Origin of the sequence: Adonisia turfae CCMR0081 (assembly GCF_011009555.1) — a bacterium.
Lineage (GTDB): Bacteria > Cyanobacteriota > Cyanobacteriia > Phormidesmidales > Phormidesmidaceae > Leptothoe > Leptothoe turfae.
The window spans coordinates 5,169,832-5,186,266 of sequence record NZ_QXHD01000004.1 but is presented as its reverse complement, the minus strand read 5'-3'; the positions used below and the strand labels follow the sequence as shown (position 1 = coordinate 5,186,266).

General features: G+C 44.4%; 9 protein-coding genes. 5 read left to right on the top strand and 4 right to left on the bottom strand.

Annotated features, from left to right (window positions below):
* The 3 genes from DXZ20_RS26130 to DXZ20_RS26120 form a co-directional block, all read left to right on the top strand.
* Positions 1-1,293, top strand: a 1,293-nt coding sequence (locus DXZ20_RS26130) for a DUF3131 domain-containing protein (protein ID WP_250565933.1), incomplete at its 5' end; no start/stop codon positions are given.
* Between the two features lie 49 nt (positions 1,294-1,342).
* Positions 1,343-2,494, top strand: a complete 1,152-nt coding sequence (locus tag DXZ20_RS26125) for a DUF3131 domain-containing protein (protein WP_163702026.1) — start codon at positions 1,343-1,345, stop codon at positions 2,492-2,494.
* Positions 2,495-2,553: 59 nt separating this feature from the next.
* Positions 2,554-3,828, top strand: coding sequence for a DUF3131 domain-containing protein (locus DXZ20_RS26120; RefSeq protein WP_163702024.1), 1,275 nt, complete (start codon positions 2,554-2,556; stop codon positions 3,826-3,828).
* 180 nt (positions 3,829-4,008) lie between these two features.
* Here the strand turns inward: DXZ20_RS26120 and DXZ20_RS26115 are convergent, their stop codons facing one another.
* The 3 genes from DXZ20_RS26115 to DXZ20_RS26105 all read right to left on the bottom strand — a co-directional run bounded on the left by DXZ20_RS26115 (position 4,009) and on the right by DXZ20_RS26105 (position 11,998).
* A complete protein-coding gene (locus tag DXZ20_RS26115) occupies positions 4,009-4,293 on the bottom strand; it encodes a hypothetical protein (RefSeq protein WP_163665178.1) in 285 nt (94 codons plus the stop codon).
* A gap of 217 nt (positions 4,294-4,510) precedes the next feature.
* Positions 4,511-9,985 carry a beta strand repeat-containing protein gene (locus tag DXZ20_RS26110; protein ID WP_163702022.1) on the bottom strand — a complete coding sequence of 1,825 codons (5,475 nt, stop codon included), beginning with the start codon at positions 9,983-9,985 and terminating at the stop codon, positions 4,511-4,513.
* Positions 9,986-10,720: 735 nt separating this feature from the next.
* Positions 10,721-11,998, bottom strand: coding sequence for a hypothetical protein (locus tag DXZ20_RS26105; RefSeq protein WP_348918728.1), 1,278 nt, complete (start codon positions 11,996-11,998; stop codon positions 10,721-10,723).
* A gap of 1,327 nt (positions 11,999-13,325) precedes the next feature.
* On the opposite strand from DXZ20_RS26105, the gene DXZ20_RS26100 reads away from it, so the two are divergent.
* Positions 13,326-13,709, top strand: coding sequence for a PilZ domain-containing protein (locus tag DXZ20_RS26100; protein ID WP_163665168.1), 384 nt, complete (start codon positions 13,326-13,328; stop codon positions 13,707-13,709).
* A gap of 191 nt (positions 13,710-13,900) precedes the next feature.
* Entirely contained in the window at positions 13,901-15,058 is a 1,158-nt protein-coding gene (locus tag DXZ20_RS26095) for a SpoIIE family protein phosphatase (protein WP_163665166.1), read from the top strand.
* 314 nt (positions 15,059-15,372) lie between these two features.
* Here DXZ20_RS26095 and DXZ20_RS38780 read toward each other — a convergent pair whose 3' ends face one another.
* Entirely contained in the window at positions 15,373-15,684 is a 312-nt protein-coding gene (locus tag DXZ20_RS38780; RefSeq protein WP_431732108.1) for an STAS domain-containing protein, read from the bottom strand.
* Between the last annotated feature and the right edge of the window lie 751 nt (positions 15,685-16,435).

Here is a 16,435-nt window from a genome sequence, read left to right as displayed (position 1 = left end):
AGTGACCTGGATGGTGTAACACTTTGGGGTGTAGGGGACTACCTAGCTTCACTCCATGCGGCTCGAGCTATGGATGTGATTAATGCAAAGAAGTTTGATGAACGGGTTCGGCATTTGCTAGGGGCTCTGCAAGAAATTGAACTGTTTGCGGGAGAACTGCCCCATCGTTCCTATAGCACCCTGACTCTGGAACCCATTGACTATGGTGGTAATTCTCTGCCCCAAGGGAATGGTTGGTCTGGTTTAGACATTGGCCGACTGTTGGCTTCGCTGCATACCCTTAAAACTTGCCATCCTGAATATACTGATGTTGTAGATCAGTTAGCTCTGGACTGGTCTTATCTGCGGGTAGTTAGAAATGGTCGCATTGCTAATGCCCGTTTAGCTCAGGATAATCGAGGACGCGATCGCATCCGAGTTAAACCAGCTGAAATTCTCGGCTATGAAGAATATGCCGCCCGTGCTTTTCAATTGTGGGGATTTGATGCTTCTCGCTCAGCGGTGGGCGGCAATTATGTCACCACTAAACTAGAGGAACAAGCAGTTCCCACCAATCGGTCTCAACCAGAACAACGGCGTCGCAATGAACTGTTAAATACCACCAGTACACCATTTATCTTATACGGTCTAGAATTTGGGTTTGACCCCCAAATCAGTTTTCTAGTAGAAGCCATTTATCAGGCTGAAGCTAGCCGCTATAAACGGACAAGGACATTTAGTGCTTCAGGAACCACATTAGTCAATCAGGCTCCTTATGTGGTGCACAGTACGCTTGTGTCCGATGGTCGTGATTGGGTTGCTGTAGATGATCAAGGTGAAGTCATTCCACACTCTCGTGTGGTTAGCACAGCTGTAGCCTTTGCCTATCACACACTCTTTCCTAATAGTGACTATGGTCGAGAGCTATGGCTAGCAACGCTAGACTTATATAATCAGCAATTAGGCTATTATGAAGGCTTTTACGAGAGCGGTGGTCGCAGAGCCATTGGGTTTACCGGCTCTACTAATAGTCTAATTCTCCAAGCCTTACTCCATAAAAATACTCAACAGCAACCTCTCATCTATCCCCATGACGATATGGACTCTCCGTGGTGGGATGCAATTCGTAATGGAGATGAGCTGGGGCTAGGTCTTCCCGAAAGATCTCAACCAACAATCGAAATAGTGGCTGATGACCAAGGAACATACTGGATTGCAAAGGAGGGAGAAAGCAATATCGCCGCAACTCCCAGAGGTTTGATTGAGGAAGTTGCCTTGGTTGAGGAGAAAAAAAAAAGCTCCTTCACCTCTTGAACCACCTGAGTTAGTTAGCACATCTCTTCCATTGGATAATGTGGAACAAATGGCAGATTCTCTGGATCAATCCGCTGCTCGCCGAGCCTGGACCTATTTTGAGAATAATTGGAATCCTAATACTGGTATGGTCAATGCCGTTGACGACTTGCCTTGGTCTACCTGGTGGGACCAGGGAAGTGCGCTTTTGGGAATCCATGCTGCTCATCAACTGGGGCTTATTTCTGAAACAGAGTTGATTGAAAAACTGTCGATTCTTTTACGTACTCTGGAACGGTTACCCTTACCGGCAACAGCGTTACCGAATAAAGCCTATAGCACTGACACCGCTGCCATGCGGACGTTAAGTAATCAACCTGACTCCAATGGAGTAAGTGGTTGGTCTGCATTGGATTTGGGCCGATATCTGGTGGCTCTATACACCCTTAAAAGCCATTATCCAGAGTTGCGTGATCTCATCAATACCATCGTAGCTCGCTATGACTTAAACAAGTCTATAAAAGACGGTTGGCTATGGGGCAGTGGAGCCGGTCGTAATGGTCTGCAGTACTGGCAAGAGGGACGCTTAGGCTATGAACAATATGCAGCCTATGGTTTCAAACTATGGGGAATTGAAGCTGAGAACGCACTATATAATCCGCCCACACAGAGAATTACCGTGGATGGCGTAGAGCTGATGGTAGATCAGCGTGATCTCAATTCTTCAGGGGCGAGCAATCATCTCACTAATGATCCTTACCTACTATGGAGGATAGAGATGGGGCTACCTGAGACGATGCAACCCCAAATCGAAAATCTTTTGCAGGTTCAAGCAAATCGATATGCTGACACGGGCATACTAACCGCAGTAAACGAAGATGCACTGGATCGCCAACCCTATTTTCTCTACTACAGCGTTTATGCTGATGGTCAGGCCTGGCCAGCAACAGATGTAAAAGGAAAAACTCACCCTGACTTACGTTTTCTGAGTACAAAAGCAGCCTTCGCTTGGAGTAGTCTTTGGCCTGATAATGATTACTGCCAAACTCTCAGACAAGCAGTGCAAAACCTTGCCGATGAGCAGAAGGGATATCTTGCAGGACGCTACGAGGCCCCAGACATGGGGCCTAACAAGGCAATTAATATCAACACGAACGCCATTATCCTGGAAAGTTTGTTGTACAAAACCCAAACCGGACAACCACTTGCACACACTTTTTAGAAAATATGAATTCCTATCAATCTCGGATTTTAAAGGGTCTATTCGCTAGTCTTTTAACAATGGGTAGTCTGACTGCTTGTACCAGTGGCACCATTGAAATCGAGGGATCTAAGTCTGATTCTCAAGCGGCCACAACAGATGCAACTTTCAACAACCTCTGTGGTCAGTTAACTACCCCTCTAACCGAGCAAGAGAAAGAATATGCGGCTACAGCCTGGCAATACTTTGTCAATAATCGGCAACCAGAAACCGGATTTATCAACTCTGCCAACCAATTTCCCTCCGGTACCCTTTGGGATCAGGGCAATTACTTAATGGCCTTGAATGCAGTTCGATGGATGAGATTAATTGACCAAGGTGAGTTTGATCTACAACTCAATCAATTTTTAACCTCCCTTGGAGAGCTACCGTTGGTAGAGGGAGCTCTCCCAAATAAGGTATATAACAGTGCCACTGGAGAAATGGTGGACTATGGAAACAATCCCACCAAAAAGGGATTGGGCTGGTCGGCTCTAGACATTGGTCGTTTTCTCACAGCCCTACATATCATTCGCACATGCCATCCCCAGTATGAGAATTGGATCTCCGGTTTGATGTCAGGTTGGCAACTGCCTCGCTCCATTGAAAATGGGCAACTCTATGGTGCGGTCTTTAAATCTAACGGCAAACTTTTACCCGTACAGGAAGGTCGCCTCGGTTACGAAGAATATGCTGCCCGTGGCTATGAGCTATGGGGATTTGAGGCTCCAAAGGCGTTAGAAACAGAACCAATGAAGCTGGTAGAAGTGAGCGGGGTAAAAATCCCTGTAGACCAGCGTAATTTCGACGAAACTAATGCTAATAACTACGTAGTTAGTGAGTCCTACATTCTAGAAGCCATTGAGTTTGGCTGGGATGAAACCTTGACTGAGTATGCAGACACTATACTCACTGCTCAGGAAAATAGATATAAAGAAACAGGATACCTAACCGCAGTATCTGAAGACAACATCGATCAAGCTCCTTATTTTCTCTATAGCACCCTTTATGCTAATGGAACTCCATGGGCTGTGATTACAGAAGAAAATGAGCCCTATCCAGAACTACGCACACTTAGTACAAAAGCAGCCTTTGGATGGTATTACTTATTTCCCAAGAAACCCTATACGTTGAAGCTAATTAAAGCTGTAAAGGAACTACAAGATCCCGATGGTGGTGGGTTCTACGCTGGTCTCTATGAAGAGAGTGACGAAATCAACACCATCTTAACCGGTAATACTAACGGCCTTATCTTAGAAATTCTCTACTATAAAGCTCTTGGCAATAAAGCCATCTTAGATGTAATCAAGGATTAATACGTATCGCTCCTATACCTATTTGCAAGAGGCTGGAGTACAGACAGTTATGTATTTCAATAAGGAAGCTGTATTTTCTCTAAAAGCCACATAGCAACTCCATAGTCTTACCATGACAAAGACCTCAGTTGCTTATGCAACTGAGGTCTTTGTTGTTTCAAAAATGGAATAATTATTGATCTAGACAGTTACCATTTTCTCTTGGAGAAAACTTTGAATTTGCGATAGCGCCTGTTCTGCTACTTCTGCTGCAAAGTTTAAGTGAATCATCAAATTTGGATTACTGCTATAGATATGAAGAGAACCATATCCGGGCCGCCATCCAGAGAAGCCAGCGATCTCTGTGTAAGGAATAAACTGAAAAGCGCCATTATTTAAATTGTGATAATGCACTCCTGAATTGGTCAGCGTTAGTGCAATTTCATTGGAGATATCCTTAGGGTGAAAGCCCTTAAATTCAAGCATGTTGGTTTCCTCAAAATGAGCATTAAGGCAATATTGTGTATCAAACTAGGGTCAGTAGTCTGGTTAACAACTTATATGTGGGACGTTTCATAAAAGAGCATTTAGAAGTCAGGAGCCAGAATCCATGTTCTTAATGAATTCTGACTCCAAGAGTCTATAATCCTATCTAACGGAACGTTCCCAACTTAAGTGGATCTCCATAGATCAAAGTTGTTCACTACACATACAGAATTGATGTATTGGATAGATCCATACTTAAAGTACCCTCCAATGTGGCAATCAACTCATCCGAACTGCTTAAGCTACCGGTACCATCACTATCTAGATAGATGTTAGTACTTGACCCTGAGGAACCCAGCACATAATCATTGGCTGAACCACTCAACTGGAGAATATCCTCTGAACCATTGAAATCCGTGATTAAGGCATAATCAGACGTGCCAGCTGTCAGCAGGTCACCATCATCATAGAAGACCTGACCTGACTCACCGAGAATAAAGTAATCGCTACCGCCACCGCCGGTGAGAATATCTACCTCACCGAAACCATCTGTAGCACCCCTGAGGACATCGGCTCCACCATCGCCTAACAGGATATCATTACCGTCACCACCAACCAGGTTATCGCTACCGTCACCACCATCTAGTAAGTCGTTACCAGCATCTCCATAGAGTTGGTCATCACCAGTGCCACCAAGGAGTTGATCGCTGTCTGCACCACCATAGAGTTGGTCACTACCGTCACCGCCAAGGAGTTCATTTTCACCAGCTACGCCATAGAGTTCATCGTTACCAGCACCTCCCTCAAGGCGGTTGTTACCGGTACTTCCAAAAAGTTGGTCATTGCCAGTCCCCCCATCAAGAAGATCATTACCGACTTCAGCATTAAGGGTGTCATTACCAGCTCCCCCGTAAAGGGTGTCATCCCCCAACCCACCAGAAAGGGTGTCATTACCCTCACCACCATAGAGAATATCGGTATCATTCCCCCCTACCAGCACATCATCGCCGGAACCACCATCGAGAATGTCATTGCCAGCACCGCCATCTAGAGTATCTATACCTCCTCCAGCGGTCAGAGTATCGTTACCGCTACCACCTTTTAGGGTGTTGTTGCCACCAGTGGTGAGCAGGGTGTCGTTACCGCTGCCGCCGTCAAGGACATCATTACCGCTGCCGGAAGTAAGCTGGTCATTGTTGTTACCACCTTTCAGGGTGTTGTTACCACCAGTAGTGGTAAGAATGTCGTCACCATTGCCACCATCTAGTCGGTCATTACCGCCTTCCGATGTAAGGACGTCGTCTCCATCCTTACCATATAGCTTGACCTGACTATTACCGGTGGCTGAAAGCTGATCGTTACCACTGTTGGCATAGAGCCTTTCGAGGCCTGCATCAGTGACATTGATGGTAAGGTCCGTATTGCTTTGGAAATAGGCAGTATCAGTACCAGCCCCACCATCAATAACAGTATCGTCAGCATCAAAATAGAGCTTGTCGTTACCGCTTCCAGCGATTAACTGGTCGGCACCGCTGCCACCATCCAGAGTATCGTTACCAGCACCCGCATCTAGACTGTCGTTTCCTGTACCTCCTTTCAGATTATCGTTACCACTGCCTGCGATGAGACTGTCATTTCCTGCACCGCCGTCTAACGTGTCGCTACCAGTACCAGTCGTGAGGACATCGTTACCGTCGCCACCGAGCAAGGTGTTTTTGCCACCACTGCTAGTCAGAGTGTCATCTCCGGTTCCTCCCTCTAGGGTGTCATTACCACTGCCACTGATGAGGGTATCATTACCAGCTCCACCAAGCAGCGTGTTGCTACCACTACCGGCGTCGATAATGTCATCCCCACCGCCACCTTCAAGGGTATCGTCACCGCTTCCAGTGGTAATGGTGTCATTACCACCCTCACCGTAAACGGTGAAGTTCTGACTGCTATTAGCGGTAATAGTATCGTCACCCACATTACTGTGGAGTGTTTCAATACCTGTCGCATCTAAATCGATGGTGAGTGCATCACTACTCTCATAATGTGCTGTATCTTCATTACCAGCACCTGCATCTACCAACGTATCAGCTGCATCAAAATAAAGGGTGTCATTACCCGCGCCACCACTAAGGCTATCGGCACCAGCGCCGCCCTTTAAGATGTCATGACCGTCGCCAGCGTCTAGAACATCATCTCCGGCATCGGCCACTAGGGTGTCGTTACCGCCACCTGTGGTGATGGTATCGCTACCTGCACCACCTTCGATATAGTTGTGGCCCCCGGTGGATGTAATGGTGTCGTCACCTTCTCCACCAAAGAGCTGATCGCTACCGTTGCCGGTTTCTAGGGTGTCGCTACCAGCTCCACCGAACATCTTCACGACATTACCAGCGGTTGAGGTCAAGGTATCATCACCGACATTACCGTGAACTTCTTCCAGACTTACATCATCAATGTTGAGGTTAATGCCAGTAGCCCCCTGGTAAACCCCAACATCACTGCCACTACCGCCGTCCAGGGTGTCATCGGCATCAAAATTCAGGGTGTCATTGCCTTCTCCACCAGAGAGAGTATCAGCGCCTTCTCCACCTGTGATGGTGTCATTGCCGCCCTCTCCCTGGAGAACATCGTCCCCGGCACCACCTAAAATGACGTCATTGCCAGTATTGGCTGCGATCTCATCATCCCCAGCACCACCATCCAGAATCTCATGGCCAGTTCCGCCAATGATAGTGTCATTGCCACCTTCTCCATGAATTTCGACGCTGTTGCTACTGGAGTTTGTAAAGACATCAGCCGCTTCAGTACCGTAGGCTAACTCAATCTGGCTAGCACCCAAATCCAGAGTGACACCAACATCTCCCTGAGCTCTGGCGGCATCGTAACCATCACCGCCGTCTACCGTATCTGCCGCATCAAACTTCAGGGTGTCGTGACCTGCTCCACCAAGCAGCGTATCCGCTCCATCACCGCCATCTAGCGTGTCATGACCGTCACCGCCATCCAAGGTATCGTTGCCAGCATTACCCTCTAGAAGATCGTTACCAGTGTCTCCACTAAGGACATCAGCGCCATCACCACCCAGAGCGTAGTCATCACCAGCGCCACCACTGGCAACGTCATCCCCCGCACCAGCATCTAGATAGTCATTAGCAGCCCCACCTGTTAGGGAATCATGTCCGGCGTTACCAAACATGGCAACACTCTCACCACTAGCAGCACCCGCTCCATTCGTATTGGTAAAGGTGTCGTTACCGGCATTACCATGAGCTTCGTTAAAGCTGTTAGCGCCCAGGTCTAAGCTTGCCCCCTCAGCGGTTTCCACAATGGCAACATCGTAGCCGGCATCTCCCTTGACTACAGTGTCAGCAGCATCAAAGAAGACAGTGTCATTACCAGCCCCCCCTTGCAGTTGATCGGCACCAGCACCACCGCTCAATACATCATGGCCAGCACCGCCATCAACTATATCAGCACCCGCTTGACCAGATAGCCAGCCATCATCACCAGCCCCACCATAGAGTGCATCAGATCCATCGCCGCCTTCTAGGACGTCAACGCCGTCACTGCCTTCCAGGACATCATTATCAGCACCACCACTCAGGTAGTCATCCCCAAGACCACCCTGAAGGGTGTCATCACCCGCATCACCAAATAGGGCATCATTACCAGTTTGGCCCTGGAGTAAATCGTTACCCGAGCCACCTTCTAAAACGTCGTGACCATCACCGCCATCTAGACTGTCGTCTCCGGCATCGCCCTTAAGAATATCCTCTTGTTTACCGCCACTGAGGGTGTCACTGCCGTCGCCCCCTTCCAGAATGTCATAGCCGTTACCACCGTCGAGGATATCGTTGTCAGCTCCACCCTGAATGGTATCATTGTCGGCTCCGCCAATAAGAGTATCGTCACCTGCACCTCCAGCCAGGTAGTCATGACCAGCGCCGCCATCAATGGTGTCGGCCCCAGCATCACCCAGCAGGCTATCGTCACCGAGACCACCGGTAATGTTATCGTCACCTATGCCACCCTCAGCGTAGTCAACACCGGCACCGCCTCGCATTAAGTCAGCACCGTCGCCCCCTTTAAGGGTGTCATTGCCAGTGCCCCCTTCGAGAAGGTCAGCACCGTCACCGCCATCAAGAATGTCATCTCCTGCATCACCAAAGAGCTGATCGAGACCGGCATCCCCCAGCAGGGTGTCATTACCACTACCACCGATAACAACATCGTCACCAACTCCCCCCGTGGCGACATCGTGGCCAGCACCAGCGTCGACGGTGTCATTGCCTTCGCCACCATCAAGCCAGTAATCATCACCTTCGCCACCCATGATCACGTCATTGCCCGCATCTCCCATGATCACGTCATTACCGGTGCCACCCTGGAGCTGGTCATTATCGGCCCCACCAGACAGGACATCGTCACCGGCATCACCAAAAATCTCATCCTGGCCCACACCACCGGATAACCAGCCGTCATTATCAGCACCACCATGAATTACATCGTTACCAGCACCGCCTTCGATGGTATCCATACCGGTGCCACCATCCAGGGTGTCATTACCTTCGCCACCGTCAATATAATCATGGCCCTCGCCGCCATCAATCAAGTCATTTCCGGCATCACCGTATAGGATGTCTTGACCGGTACCACCTGTGATCGCATCATCGTCATCTCCTCCATGGATGTCATCATCCCCAGAGTTACCCTCGATCACATCAGCCCCGGCACCCCCATCTATACGGTCAATGCCTTCCCCACCGTAGATATAGTCAGTACCCTCACCACCCAGCATGACGTCATCTTCACGGCCACCATACATGATATCGTTACCGGCACCGCCATCCATAAAGTCATGACCAGCCTCACCGTAAAGGGCATCATTCCCACTACCGCCAAGCATGGAATAGTCATCACCAGCACCACCAATAAGGATGTCATCGCCATCCCCACCATCTAAAGTGTCATGACCGTCTCCACCTAAAATTTTGTCGTCGCCAAGACCACCAGTGAGCTGGTCATGTCCGGCCCCACCGTCAACCAGGTCAGCTCCCTCGCCACCGTCAGCAATATCTGCACCATCGCCTGCATAAAGAGCATCCTGGCCAGCCCCACCCGTCAAAATATCATTATCGTTACCACCATTTAAAAGGTCATTACCGGCTCCACCCTCTAAAATATCGTCACCATCATCACCATTAATGGTGTCATTGCCCTCTCCACCGGCAAGCCAATAATCATTCCCTACACCACCATTGATGATGTCATTACCAGCATCGCCGGAGATAGCGTCATGCCCCCAGCTGCCGAGCATAATGTCATTACCATCACCTCCAAGGATAAAATCGTTGTAGACGGATGAATCGCCTCCAGGGGGGAATAGGTTACCCTGACCACTAACCGACTCTGTGATTCCCTCAGGGGCATTATATACGTAGTTCCCACCATCACTTAGTTCCCAGCCGCTACCCTCAGAGAAGTCGCCGTGGAGGAGATCATTGCCCTCACCTCCTGATAAGTTGTCGTTTCCAGAACCACCAACAACGATATCCTGACCGGCTTTACCACTGAGCCAAATGTCATTTCCTTCATGCCCATGAATTTCATCATTGAGGATGTCACCTATTAGCACATCCTCCAGAGTGCTTCCTTTAATAAGATTATCGACAACAGAAGAATTAGAATTGGAGCTCATAATTAGTGACTACTGGCTTGAACAACTTGAAATAGCTAAAGATCATCCTGACAGTTAATTCAAAACAAATAACAGCAAGCATTTTGGTATGACAATAATTTTGTTGTGTAAAAGTTCAACCTAAGGCAGGAGCTGTTTTATTTTGAGTAAGTAGAAGCGAGAAAATAACACAAAACAAATTACTGTGTCTTTGAATACCATACTGGCTTAGTAAATTCTCAGAGAGAATGAGAGTTTTACTGAATACCCTAAAAGTTAGGTGTTTCAACTGACATAAAACCTTGTAAATCAAGCGTTTGGCAACCGAAATCTATTCATCGATTACACGCAAAGTGAGTTATTGGTACTTGATATTTCAAAGCCGTTCATCGTAATCGAACGGACGCTGGCAAACCGCTCAAGACATTCAGCGGTTTGCTGTGCAGCCGCTATATCCTAAAGCTTTCAGCGAACATACACAGTTTGAACTATGTGCACCCAGCTATATAAGTGGGTTAGTTCAATCTTTTATAAGATAGGGACAAACGGTTTCATTTCTTGAAATCCACCCAAAACTCCAAATTCTGAGGGCTTTGAGTACAGTCTTCCTCAGAATTCGGGGATGGGAGGAGGCCTTCGATATCTGACAGTTAGGGGACTATCTACTGAGGTCGAACTCTGAACATACCCTCTATCAAAGTTTGCAGCTTTACATCGGCTCATCAACAAACATGAAATTCTGTGCGAGCCTCCAAATTAAAATTTGGCACGCACTTGCCCAGTAACTGCACGGTTATTAAAAGCGCTGCCGCCTGTCTGGCCAATTACATTACTAAAGGCATAGCCCAGATCCATTTCTAAATGGTCTGTTATTTCAAACGTGCATTTTGCATTGTAGCTATAGGCTGATGACCAACTCCCCCCTAATCGTTGTTGCCCCCAAGAAGCTGCTGTTCCACAGGCTAGCCATTCAAAAACTTCTCCTTTCCAACCAATTTCAGCATTCGCAACCAAAAAGTCAGAAGGTGAAAAGTAGCCACTAGCCAATTCAGCATCTTCTCGATATCTCCAAGTAAACAGGTTACCTGCTATATGAAAATCTCCAAACTTCTTTTCTAGTCGGCTAAACGATTGCTGCTCATGATTACCATCGTTATAACGACCCCACCGCACTAGGGAGAAAAGGTACATATCAGGAGTAATCTGCCAATATAAATTTGGGCCATATCGCAGGGCCTTGATCTGATTATTTAGGGTAGTGGCATTAAACTTATACGGCCCATAGTCTGCAAAAAACGAAAGTGTAGCTTTCTTACCGATGGGGACCGACGTACTTGCATTCAGATTAATAGCAACAGGCAGACGGTTAAAAAGGTCAATACCTCCTCCGGTCGTCGTCGTAAAATCACCTACTTCCCGTGTCCATGCTGCTTTGAGAGGAATATTGAAAACGGTATTGACATCTGGTTGGGCATATCTATTAAAACCCGTTGTAATCGAAAGAGGATCGCCATTGGGCAAAGTACCTGTCACAGTTGGTTCGATAATTCGGTTACCCTGATCAAAATTACTAAAAGCATCCGATAGATTAATTGTCAAACCCTCAACCTCCCAAAAAGGGACAGAGGGAGTCGTGTCAGTGGTAGCTGTTTCAGCGGTTGGAGTAACCGGTTCAGAGTCACCTTCAGTTGTTTCAGTGCTTGGAGTAACCGGTTCAGAGTCAATCGAGTCTGGAGTCAGTGGGGTTGGTGATGATTCAACTGGCAATGGGACATACAGCCCAGGATTTAAATTTTCTGGAGCAGCCAGATATAGAACATTAGGGTTAACATTTTCGAAACTCGTATCTAGAAAGTTACTTTGAAAATGTTCTGAAATTTCTAAAATAGATAAGGTATTTACAGAGGAACTTGTAACTTCAAGAGTTGGTTCTAGCTCTAAAAACGAGGATTTCGCAGAATTAGAAAAAAAAACCGTACGAGTTTGTAGGCTACGGAGATCTATATCAGAGTGATGAGAGGTATTAGCCCACACAGATTTAGGTAATATCCCACCAACACAAAGCATACAGAGCATGAAATACCGTCCCCAAGCAAAGCTATAAAATCTCAATACTTTGAGGGAAGAACGGCTAAATAACATCCTAAATACTTTTAGTTGCGCCTAAATAATATAAGTTAATCTAAGAGTTTAAGGGAATGAAGCATTAAATGAAATTTAAACAATATTATTAGATTTTTCTAGCTTAGAACAAGAGTTGGAAACGCTTAGATCTTTGCTGTAATTAACTTTCCCCAAAAGCCAAGCTAAGCTTAAGCATAGAATTGGAATAGTAGAAAGCTTAAAAGATTCGTAGTAACCCCTAAAGAAAAGATCTTTGAAAGACAAAGCCAAAAACATTTACAAAAGAAATCACTGTAGAAAAGAACTAATTCTGTGTTGAGAAAATAAATAAGTACTTGAAAAATCTGTGAATTTTCGGATTCAAGTCTTCTGAATAATACATTAGAATGACGACAATTGCTACAAATTGCCTAGCATCTACGCTACTTGCGATAGCGGTAGCTAGACAATTTATTATCAGGGTTTAGCAGTAACTAAGGTGTTACTATAGTCATCTCACTACATACAATAGCCTGACCGAGCTCATCGGTTTACATGGGTGCATTATATTCACAGGCAGAATAAAACCAGACTGGCTCTTTATGATGTCATGTGGATAACTAGAGAATTTACCAACATTATCCAATCTCTAACTTTCAGAAAATATGAGAAAGATTAAGTCTTTTTGATCAATGTCACTAAAGCTCTTAATATCGATTGCGAGTCCCCAAAGAGTCTCATTTTTAAGAGTGCCTGGATCAAGCCATCTAAGAATTCCAAATCCAAAATTATAAGAGAGTTCTTGAGAAAGAAGCATGTTGCAACAGCATCAACTATATACGTTATGAGAAAGATTCCTGAAAAGGAATCTTTCTCATAATTTTATTTAAGAGAAAGATCATCGCTTAGGCTGAGAGTTTTGGTTAGCCAAAACGTTGGTAGCAATCTTCTACTGTTAGCCGTAGCCTAAATTATTTCTCTATTATGCTTGTTCGACTTCATCATTCAGCAAACAGTTGTCATGTAGAGCTTGGTAAACTAGCTGAGTTTCTACAATGCATGATGCCAGGTTGATACATTATTTTCTGTCGTTAGATTTGAATATGCGATTATCTCTCAATAGTTTGAGAGATAATCGTAACCAGTTCACTAGAATCATTCTCCTTTCTAATCAGTTAATCTAGGCTAACAGCCATTCAAGGCGAACGCCCAGAAGCTTTTTAGGGAATATAAGCAAGCACTCATACCTTTTGAAATTATGTTGGAAACAACAACTAACACAAACCGTCGACAATTTGCGCGGCAGCCGTTAGCCATGTTTTGTCAACTTCCAGGCTATAGTAGCAGACTGATGCCTACGATTGATATTAGTCAAGGTGGTGTCAGGATATATGCGGATAAAAAATTACCTATTGATAGTTGTTTTCATTTGCAGTTTTTTGTCTCTGACTGTATTACATTTACTCCTGTTGTAAAAGTTGTATGGGTAAGCGATGCAGAAAACCATTCCTATGCAGTTTATGAAATGGGTCTAGAATTTGTCAAAATTTCGTCAGTTGAGCTTGATGTTCTTATGGAAATGCGAAATTTTCAACGCTCAACTTCTAATTTCAGTCGTATGAACCATCAGTTAGTTGCTTAGACTAATACACGGGCATTCTTAATATATGAGTATCTCCAACAGGAAAACTCTGTAGACTTAGGGGTAGAGGGGGTAACGCACTGTGTGGGTGTCTCTATCAAGAATGCTTAAAAACCTAGGCCGTCATTTTATGGGAGCCCTTGTTTGATAGTAAGGTTTTTGACTTCTTTACATAAGCAAATCAGGGCATCATGACGTACAAAATTTTATTAATTGAAAAAAGTCATATTAATCAATGTATCCTGAGAGCTATCTTAGAGAAACAGGGGTATGAAACATTTATTGCCTCTAGCAGCCAGGAAGCACTCACATTAGCAGAAGAGCATTATCCCGAGCTTATTATCTGTGAATCAACAGGTCTAGACCAAGCAGGAACAGAAATTTGTCGATATATTAAGGCGCATAAAAAACTCTCAGATGCTCATTTTATTATGCTTGTCCGTGCTCGAATAGAAGAACGTATAAAAGCTCTGGAAGCCGGAGCTGACGATGTTTTAATTAAGCCTCTTGAACCCACTGAGCTTCAGGCAAAGATGAAAACAGGATTACGATTTTATCAGGCTAAACAAGATCTAAAGGCGCACTCTGAAAAACTAAGGAAGCAACAGGATTTTATTGATCAAGAATTAGCACAGGCTGCTTCGTATGTACAATCTTTATTGCCTAAAAAATGTATAGGAAAGCTTGAAATTGATTCATGCTTATTGCCTTGCAGCCGTTTGGGTGGAGATTTTTATGACTATTATTGGCTGGATAATGAGAACTTTATGTTCTATCTGTTAGATGTATCTGGCCATGGTATTGGTGCCGCTTTACCCTCTGTTTCAATCCATAATGTTTTGAGATCTAAAGCGTTACCAAATGCAGATTTCTACCAACCTGAGAGTGTATTAACGGCCTTAAATCAGCTTTTCCAGATGGAATTGGACAATCCACGTTTTTTCACTATGTGGTATGGCGTTTATAATTCTAAAACCTCAATCTTGACTTACGCTAATGCCGGACACCCATCTCCCATTTTAATTGCTCACAATGGTAAAGAAAGTGCTAGTGCAGAACTTATCGGTCAAAAGGGCACCTTTCCAGTAGGAATAATAGATGATGCCTCGTATTATAGTGAGAAAGAGTTGATTGAGCCTATGAGTGAATTATATCTATTCAGTGATGGCGCTTATGAGCTACAGCTAGATGATAGAAGTATTTGGAAAGTAGAAGACTTTCAAAATTGGTTACTGACTAACAATAAAAAGATAGCTTACAATGTTGCTGAACTATTAGATAACCTAAAGCAACATCATCATATCGATAACTTTTCCGATGATTGCTCAATAGTGAAAATCTCTTTTTAAAAGTCTACTCCTCCTTAGAAAGAGATTTTCGTTGAATTTTATTTTTAGATGTCTAGACTTTTCATAAGGCGTCTCTGCGGATTATATCAACAGCTTGTTCGTTATCGGTGACATCATAGTTATTCAACCAATCTCAAAATAAATCCATGTCATATATCAAAAGCAGCATGGTATAGCTTGTAAATTAGCATAAGCTATGCCATGCTGACTGCTGTGTAGTAACTAATTACACCTGGGTTATAAACTTCAGTAAACTAACTGGTAACCTTTTCAAAATCTCAAGTTATCACCCGGAAGGGGAAATCTCTAAGATGCTAGAGAGTCTGGAAAAAGGCATGAGTATCTTCAAAAATCTCGAAAACACGATCCATGCCTGTCGAGTTAAAAAGTAATTCAACTTGATCTTGAATGCTACATAGACAGAGACGTATTCCCTTTTGTTTGGACAACTTTAAAAGCATTACGAGCGTGCTTAAACCAGCACTATTCATGAAGGTTATGTCAGTACAATCAATTAAAATTGTACTGACTCCCGTATTAACAATGTCGGTAATTTGATTCTTTATCGTACTGCTATTAGCTGTATCAACGATGCCTTTAAGTTGAGTGACTTCAACACCAGACATTTTTTGTGGTAAAGATTCTGTCATCTTAAGCTATGTGACAACCGATAATTGAACTAAAAACAATAAAATGATGTCTCCACATAAATGTGAGAATCATCAAATCTTATTTATCCACAAAGTAATCGAAAAAACAATCTATTAACTTGCTTTTTAATCTTGCAAACAAAAATAGGTGAGTTTTAAATCACTGATTCTCAGACGACAGCCTAAATCTAACACTCACAGTAATTAAAATCTAAAAATAGCCTCGCGACAAGTTCAAAAATAAGAGTCTTTATTCTATATTAAGATGATTCCCATTTTTCAAAATGATTCAACTTTTGTTAGCATTTCTAGCATGCCCAATTTTTGATATTAGTTCAACCTGATGGAATAATTTGGTTAAATTGCTTAGAGAAAGCTTAAAAGCTTATCCCATGTCAAAAAAATCTAAAAATAGAGTATTTTCCCTGATCGTCCTAGCCTTAAAATTCCTTTCTAGAAGTATTCAAAGCAAGGGAGTGATCCTCGACTAATCGATGAAATTAGCCCTAAATCGTTGAATCCTAGCCCCAACCCATAGGAATCTATTTTAGGTCTTATATTTCACTTTCACCATCTTCAGGCTGATGTATTTTGCCTGAAACGCTGAAAATCACGTCTAGAATACTGTGTAGTTAGCCGCTGCATTATTTTAAGAAAGCAAGGCATGAATGAACTGAAAAATTACAAGCGAATAGACAATACCACCTAGAATCTCTTGCAGATAGTT

What these genes read in the sequence shown, in the direction of transcription:
- DXZ20_RS26125 (WP_163702026.1), top strand. Translation starts at nt 1,343, where the DNA reads ATGGCAGATTCTCTGGATCAATCCGCTGCTCGCCGAGCCTGGACCTAT.
- DXZ20_RS26120 (WP_163702024.1), top strand. Translation starts at nt 2,554, where the DNA reads ATGGGTAGTCTGACTGCTTGTACCAGTGGCACCATTGAAATCGAGGGA.
- DXZ20_RS26115 (WP_163665178.1), bottom strand. Translation starts at nt 4,293, where the DNA reads ATGCTTGAATTTAAGGGCTTTCACCCTAAGGATATCTCCAATGAAATT.
- DXZ20_RS26110 (WP_163702022.1), bottom strand. Translation starts at nt 9,985, where the DNA reads ATGAGCTCCAATTCTAATTCTTCTGTTGTCGATAATCTTATTAAAGGA.
- DXZ20_RS26100 (WP_163665168.1), top strand. Translation starts at nt 13,326, where the DNA reads ATGTTGGAAACAACAACTAACACAAACCGTCGACAATTTGCGCGGCAG.
- DXZ20_RS26095 (WP_163665166.1), top strand. Translation starts at nt 13,901, where the DNA reads ATGACGTACAAAATTTTATTAATTGAAAAAAGTCATATTAATCAATGT.
- DXZ20_RS38780 (WP_431732108.1), bottom strand. Translation starts at nt 15,684, where the DNA reads ATGTCTGGTGTTGAAGTCACTCAACTTAAAGGCATCGTTGATACAGCT.